We start from the raw sequence: 7,081 nt of genomic DNA on the forward strand, positions 1-7,081 counted from the left end.
TCAGGCCACCCCCTTGCGGATACCTCATGGCCCTTGACGTACAGCGGCAGGCAACACATGTCAGCCGCGACAACACGCCAACAAAGTCAGTAACGTCCGAACCCGTTTCCTTCCCGCCTTCTCCCGTCCCTTGGAGTCACCGTGAAAGCCATAGCCATCCAGAAATTCGGGAGCCCGGAGGGGCTCGCTGTCGTCGACCTGCCGGCCCCGTCTCCCGCCGCCGGCCAGGTCCTGATCACCACGGAGGCGATCGGCGTGGGCGGCGTCGACGCGCTGATCCGCAGCGGCGCCCTGGCCGGGTACGGGTTCCGGACGGGGCACGTCCCCGGCAGCGAGGTCGCGGGCACCGTCACCGCGGTCGGCGCCGGTGTGGACGCCTCGTGGGTGGGCCGACGGGTCTGGGCGGTCACCGGGACGGGCGGTGGCTACGTCGAGCTGGCCGTCGCCGACGCCGACGCGGTCCTCCCCCTCCCCGACACCCTGTCCGCCGCGCACGCGGTGACGCTGGGCACCTCCGGCGTGGTCGCCCACTTCGCCCTGCGTCACGCCCGCTTCGCGCCCGGCGAGTCCGTCCTGGTGCGCGGCGCGGCGGGCAGCCTCGGCATTCCCACGGTGCAGCTCGCGGCGCGCGGCGGGGCGAGCGCGGTGGCCGTCACGACGTCGTCGGCGGAGCGCGGTGACCGCCTGCGCGAGCTGGGCGCGACCCACGTACTCGACCGCACCGGCGCCACCACCGACGACGCTCCCGAGGGCTACGACGTCGTCATCGATGTCGTAGCCGGCCCGGACCTGCCCCGCTTCCTGGACAGGCTCAACCCCAACGGCCGCCTGGTCACCGTCGGCATGATCGCCGGCCCACCACCGGCGGACCTCGCCACCCACCTGACGACGGCCTTCCGCAAGTCACTGTCGTTCGCCACGTTCAGCGCCGACACGGTCCCAGCGGCGTCCCAACGCGCCGTAAGCGCCCGGCAGTTCGCGGGCGCGACCCCGCTGGACCCGGTGGTGCACGCGGTCCTGCCGCTGGACGAGGCGGTACGGGCCCACCAGTTGATGGCCTCCGGCGAGACCTTCGGCCGGATCGTGCTCGTGCCGTAGGCGCGGGACGGATCAGGAGGCGTCGAGTCCCGCCTGGCGCTCGGCGGCCGTCACTGTCTGTTCCAGCGGCACGGCGAAGGTCATCGGGCCCTCACGCCGCCGGGGCGTGGGGGAGCGTCCCGGTCCGCGTGACGGCGGTGCCGAAGCCGACGTCGCCCACGTTGGCGGAGTTGAGAGGCCGCGTCATCCGATGACGCTGAGTTGTGTGTGGCCGAGCGAAGGTGCGCATCCTGAGGGTTGTTTCCCCTCAGATGCCGGTTCGGTCCGTGCCTGACCGTCGCGCAGAATTCGTCCATGGAACATCTACCCATCGACGTGCGTGCGGCCATCCGATTCTTCGCCTTCTACCTGGCCAACGGCACAGTCGACCTGGACATCCTTGACGACATCGACTACAGGCCCAGCCTCATGGGGTCCGGCTCTGCGCTGGAGATGGTCTTCGCCGTCTTCACCAACGTTCTCCAAGTTGACGAAGACGGCAAGGTGATGAACGAGGGGGACGCCCAGTACCGGGCAGCTCAGTGGATCCGCGCTTACTGTGATCCAGGTTTTGAGGCCGATCCGCCTTTTGAGGCATGGGAGACCGAGCTGCACGGCCCCTGAACTCGCTCGTCAGCCTGCATCGTTGAACGATGCGTCGAACCGGGTGACTCGCCTGGGTGTTCGCCGGACGCTGAGGCGGCCTTCGTCTGATCAAGTGCTCCGACCCAGGGTGCACCGATCGGGACGAAGGCCGTGAAGTGCGTCTGCTGCCTGATGCCGGTCCCGGGGAAGCGTTCGCGCGAGCGTCGCGCCTCCGGGAGGACTTATTCGGCCGTCCGGCCGTGCGCGGGGGCGGATTGTTCGAGCTCGTGGACGCTTTGCTCTGCGCGGACGGTCCGGTGACGTCGCCGGTGGACCTGACGCCGCTGGCCGAGCACCGGCCGAGATCACCGCCACCCAGCTCCGCCGTGTGGTCACGGACCTGATTGAGATGGCCGCTGGCACGTCGGCGACCGCGGCATCCTCACCGTCTTCGTTGCCGGACGAGATCGCGGTGATGTCGTCGGGCGCGTGACAGCCGGGGACGGGCGTGCCGTAGCTGAGGAAGTACCGCTGCGGGTCGCTGCGGGCCCCTTCCCGGATGACGTCGGACAGCTCACAGGGGCGTTATAGCTTCTCATCGAAGAGATAACCGACAACGCCGTGTGGTGGCCGAAGGAGGAGGAGAGTCATGACCGACACCCGCACGTCCGTCTCGCTGAACTCACGGCCTTCCCGGCGCCGGACCAAGTCGCGCGCCGCCTGTTCGCGCTCGCACTGACCGCCGCCGGGCTCCTCGGCATCACCGCCGCGCCGGCCCATGCCGTCACCGTCAGCCGGGACCGGACTTCCGGTCACACCACGCCTGCCAGTGCGGTGACTTGTCAGGGCAAAGGCATCGACCCCACGGCCAAGCTCCACCACCGGACCGAAGCCTTCGTCAAGGCGCCGCTGAGCACCATCGGGAAGCTGTAGACCGACGTCGAAGGCTGGCCCTCCTGGCAGGCATCCGTCACCTCCATGAAACGGCTGGACCCAGGACCGCTGCGGAAGGGTTCACAGCTCCGGTGGACCATCCCGGCGCCTGCCACGCCGACGACTCCCGCCACCACCCTCGTCATCACCTCCTCCGTCCAGCAGATCCAGCACAACCGGTGCGTCCGCTGGAGCGGGCCCGCTGTCGGCGACGGACTGCGCATCGACCAGGGCATCCACGTCTGGAACTTCATCAAGGTCAAGGGCGGCGTCCTCGTCCGCACCGAGGAGAGCTGGACCGGCAAGCAGATCGAGGCCGACCCGGCGGCCTCCCTGACCTACCTCGCCCCAGGTCTCGACGCCTGGCTCGCCGACCTCAAGGCAGCGGCCGAAGCGCGCCACCGCTGATCCAACGGCCGGCCCGGCCTCGCCTCCGACGCCCACCGTCGGCCCGCACGGAACCCGAGACCCTTCCGCGGACCGGGGTGGGATTCCCCGGACGAACGCGCGCTCCCGGCCGAGTGACCGTAATCGGACCCGGTGGACGGAAAACGCGTCGACATCGCCCCTTCGCGCCCGACCGAGTAGCAGCTGGGCGTGCCGCCGCTGCGGTTCCTGCCGCCCGGACAGGTCGCCGTGCCCTTCGATGTCTCCGAGCGGCATCTCGGCTTCGACACCTTCGACCTGGTCGGACAGATGCTCGTCTCGCACCACTTCACCCGCGACGGCGACGACGGCCACTACCGCCGCGCCGCCTCCCGGCACCGGTACGCCTGGCCGGCGGAACTCGACCTGATGGCACGGATCGCAGGGCTCGAGCTGGAACGGCGTATGGCGGACTGGGGCGGGACGCCGTTCACCCAGGACTCCGTGCAGCACATTTCCGTATGGCGCAAGCCGGCGTGAGGCCGATCGGCCGCAGCTTGGGCAGCGGCTGACCGGGACGTTCGGCGAGGTGATGCAGTCCCTGGGTCCTCACCCGCGACGGAACGCCCGTGGCCACCGTGGCCCAGGAGGGCCCGCTCCGGGTGAACGGCGGCCACGGGGCCATCGGCCGATCTCCCACTTGGGTGTGGGGAGTCGCCTCAGTACGGCGTCCCCGCCGCGAAGTCCGTCTTGAACGTCGACTCGATGCCGTTGAGCACGTCGGGGCTGTTGATGATCAGGCCGAGCTCACGGTTGTTGTTGAGCGAGTTGTCGGTGAAGTTCTCCGATCCCGCGAAGACCTTGGCCGTCGGGGTGCCGTAGTCGGAGACGATCGCCTTGGCGTGGATGTAGAGACCCTCGGTCGAGGAGAAGGTGACGACCTTGCCGCCGGCCTCCTTAACCTGGTCGAAGTAGCTGCCGTAGCGGTCGGGGTTCATGCCGACCAGCCGGACCTGTACGCCGCGCTCCTCCGCCGCGACCACCGCGTCCACGAGGGTGTTGTCGCCGAATTCGAGCTGTTCCAGGTCCAGGGAGTGCTGGGCACCGTTGATCAGTGCCAGCAGGTGCTCCTCCGAGTCGGTGGGGGACCAGACCAGGTCGTCGCCATCGGCGGGAGTGACCGCGGTCTTCGCGTAGTCCGCGGCGAAGACCTTCTCTATGGCGGCGACGTCGGCCGCGTCGGTGTCGAAGACGCCGTAGTCGCGACTGGTCGCGTAGTACGTCGAGTCAAGGTTTCCCGTCAGGATCAGCGACTTGGCGCCGTCCACGGTGATGGTCTTCTGGTGGGTGAAGACGTAGTCGGAGGAGGAGTAGACCACGCCCACACCGGCGGACTTGAGGGCGCGATAGGCCGCGCCGTTGACCGCGGTGCGCGTGGCGTCGAGGATGACACGGACCTTCACACCGGCCTTCTCGCGGCTCACCAGTGTGTCGACGACCTTGGTGTCGCGCAGCTCGTACATCGTCAGGTCCACCGACTTCGTGGCCGATCCGATGAAGTCGTAGACGGCGGTGCGCCCTTGGTCGGGGAAGACCAGCAGGGAGTAGGCGGCGGGTGCGGCCTCGGCGGCGCCGGGGGCCGCCAGGACGGATATCGAGGACAGCAGCAGGGCGCCTGCCGAGAGGGCGGCCTGACGGGCAGCTCGGGGTAAGGACATGCCGGACTCCGGTCGTGTGCGTGGGCGGTGGGGGGCTTGCGGGGCGCCCGGGGGCGCGCAGGACCCATGATGCGACCGGCTGGGTTTACGCGAGTAGATGCCGGAGGTTAACTTTTGGCATTGACACGACAATCATTGGCTCTGGGGTTTCTCAACTCCCAGGTGACGCGGTGGACTCCCCGTTGCAGGCGGTGCTACCGCCGGGCCGCGGTGCCGGAGGGCAGCTCGTTGAAACGGCCGCGGTAGTCGTCGGCGAAGCGACCCAGGTGGGAGACGCCCCACCGATAGGCGACGGTGCCGACGTTGTCGGTGGTGGCGAGGATGTCCTGACGGATCCGGTCCAGGCGCAGGTTGCGTACGTAGGCCATGGGCGACAGGCCGAGCCGGTCGCGTAATGCGGAACTGATGGTCCGCGGGGCGCAGCCGGCCGCCTCGGCGATGTCGCCGAGGGTGATGCGCCCGGCGAGGTTGGCCTCGATGAACGCGAGAGCCGCGCGCAAGGGACGCGGGTGGCCCGGTCGAGGACCGTCCCGCAGCTCGTCGGTGTGCGAGTGCGGCTGGGCCAGGAGCAGTGCGGTGACGATGCGGCGAACGTGGCCGCGCTGGAGTTCGGCGCGTTGGAACAGGGGATCTCCCGAATCCAGTTGCTCCAGGAGGGAGCGGACAAGGAGCCATACGGCCCGGCCCTTGGGCTTGGCGAGGTCCAGGGCGAAGTCGAAGCGGACGGTGGACTCCGGCGGTCTTCCTGTCAGTGCCGCGTATTCCTGGCCGACCAAGGCCGCGTCGATCCGAAGTGCCAGAAAACGTGTGGGGGTTGGGCGCACGGGGCGCGGTTCCTGGGTGTCTCCGGGGTTGACCACCCCGGCCGTGGCGGTGTCGAGGGTGGCGTTTCGAGTACGGCGGGCAGCGGGTCCCGTGTGGACGCCGCCCCTGCTGCGCCTCGGGCAGGGGGCGGAAGGTCGCCGCAGACATGAGCGTCCCCTCGTCCGTCGTACGAACAGCCCGTCGGCTACGCGGGCTCGGCCATGAGGCGGTGACAGGCGTCGGCCAGCGGATACGCTTGCTGTGGCGCTGGGCCCGCTCCAGACCGGCGATCGCCACCGAGGTCTCCACGAGTGTCCGGCACCGCTGTGCGCGTCGGTTCACGAACGCCTTGAGCCCCGTGTCGACTGCCTCGTGCCGTCCCGGCTCCTCGGCCAGCACCGCGCCGTCCTCGATGGCCAGTGCCGCGCCGCTGGCCATCTGCGGTGCGGGTGCGTGGGCGGCGTCGCCGATGACCACGCCGTTGCCGTGGTTCCAGGCGCCCTGGAGGAAATGGGTCCGCACCGGGCGGCGTACCACCGAATCGGACGCGGGCACCAGCGGAACGAGCTCCGCCACCGGGCCGGGGAAAGGCTCCAGCAACTGCCCAAGGCGCGGGGCGAGCTCGGTGTCCGGGAGGATGCTCTGCTCCACCCCGTTCTCCGTCAGGAAGACGTATGCCTGACTCTCCGAGAGGGGGACGAGCCCCGCCGTGTTGACCTTACCGGCGAACTGATGGATCCCGGTGCCCCACGACGGGCGCCGCGCCAGTGCCCGCCACACCATCTGCCCGTGATAGCCGAGCGAAGTCCGAAGGCCCAGCAGTCCCCGTGCCGAGGAACGGACGCCGTGCGCGCCGACGACGAGCGCGACCTGCCGCTCGGTCCCGTCCGACAGCCGCACGCGGACCGGCTCCGCCTCTTGGTCCACCGCCTCGACGGTCAGCCCATGGCGCACCACCAGGCCGCACCGCTCGGCTTCCGTGCGCAGGACGCGGTGCGGCACGGGACGTGCGATGCCGACCATCGCCGGTCGCCGTCCTCCGATCAGGCGCGACAGGTGGACCTCGCCCGCGGGCTCGCCGGCCACGTCCACGTACGTGATCGTGCCCATGCCGTACCCCTCGGCCAGACACGCTTCCGCGAGACCCAGCTCGTCCAGCGCGCGCAGCGAAGGCCCGGTCAGGCACAACCCCCAGCCAGTGGTCGCTCTCGGCGGGCTGACCTCGACGATCTCCACCCGCCATCCCGTGCGTACGAGGGCCGTGGCCGCCGTCAGACCGGCGACACCCGCGCCGACGATCAGGGCCGTCCGCACACCGCGACAGCTGTCCCTGTATGCCTCCAGAGCACTGTTTGCTCCGGAACCGTAGGACCCGTCGGCTCTCCGCCTTATCCGTATCGGGCGGCAACCATCCGATGCCAGCGATCAGCCGTCGCATCCGGGGCACTGCCAGGAAGCCAGGAGGCCAGGAAGCCCCCGCCGTCCCGGCCCGCTCCGGGCACCGGACGCTGTTGGCGAATTACGGGCCGTGTGCGTGACGTCGGCCTCCAAGACCTGGTTGTGGTCTTGGAGGCCGACGTTGTCGTATGGGGTGGGTG

General features: G+C 69.8%; 6 protein-coding genes and 3 pseudogenes. 6 read left to right on the forward strand and 3 right to left on the reverse strand.

The window, feature by feature from the left end:
* The first annotated feature begins 141 nt into the window (after positions 1–141).
* From ACH427_RS32130 to ACH427_RS32155, 6 genes and pseudogenes are all read left to right on the forward strand, one after another.
* Positions 142–1,098 (forward strand): zinc-binding dehydrogenase, encoded by a 957-nt coding sequence (locus tag ACH427_RS32130; protein WP_398875328.1) that lies wholly within the window; start codon positions 142–144, stop codon positions 1,096–1,098.
* 294 nt (positions 1,099–1,392) lie between these two features.
* Positions 1,393–1,701 (forward strand): hypothetical protein, encoded by a 309-nt coding sequence (locus tag ACH427_RS32135; RefSeq protein ID WP_398875330.1) that lies wholly within the window; start codon positions 1,393–1,395, stop codon positions 1,699–1,701.
* Positions 1,702–1,838: 137 nt separating this feature from the next.
* Positions 1,839–2,021: pseudogene (locus tag ACH427_RS32140) on the forward strand (transposase); the annotation flags it as partial.
* 262 nt (positions 2,022–2,283) lie between these two features.
* Positions 2,284–2,595: a hypothetical protein gene (locus tag ACH427_RS32145; RefSeq protein WP_398875332.1), complete on the forward strand. Its 312-nt coding sequence runs from the start codon at positions 2,284–2,286 to the stop codon at positions 2,593–2,595.
* Positions 2,596–2,640: 45 nt separating this feature from the next.
* Positions 2,641–3,003, forward strand: a complete 363-nt coding sequence (locus ACH427_RS32150) for a hypothetical protein (protein WP_398875334.1) — start codon at positions 2,641–2,643, stop codon at positions 3,001–3,003.
* A 180-nt stretch (positions 3,004–3,183) separates the two neighbouring features.
* Positions 3,184–3,501: pseudogene (locus tag ACH427_RS32155) on the forward strand (SAM-dependent methyltransferase); the annotation flags it as partial.
* Positions 3,502–3,680: 179 nt separating this feature from the next.
* Here the strand turns inward: ACH427_RS32155 and ACH427_RS32160 are convergent.
* The 3 genes and pseudogenes from ACH427_RS32160 to ACH427_RS32170 all read right to left on the reverse strand — a co-directional run.
* Complete coding sequence (locus ACH427_RS32160) at positions 3,681–4,679, reverse strand: phosphatidylserine/phosphatidylglycerophosphate/cardiolipin synthase family protein (protein WP_398875336.1); 999 nt, start codon at positions 4,677–4,679, stop codon at positions 3,681–3,683.
* Between the two features lie 194 nt (positions 4,680–4,873).
* Entirely contained in the window at positions 4,874–5,719 is an 846-nt protein-coding gene (locus tag ACH427_RS32165) for an AraC family transcriptional regulator (protein WP_398875337.1), read from the reverse strand.
* Positions 5,720–5,843: 124 nt separating this feature from the next.
* Positions 5,844–6,797 (reverse strand): annotated as a pseudogene (locus ACH427_RS32170) (FAD-dependent monooxygenase); the annotation flags it as partial.
* Positions 6,798–7,081: the final 284 nt, after the last annotated feature.

It is taken from the genome of Streptomyces sp. NPDC020379, from assembly GCF_044387105.1.
Classification (GTDB): Bacteria; Actinomycetota; Actinomycetes; order Streptomycetales; family Streptomycetaceae; genus Streptomyces.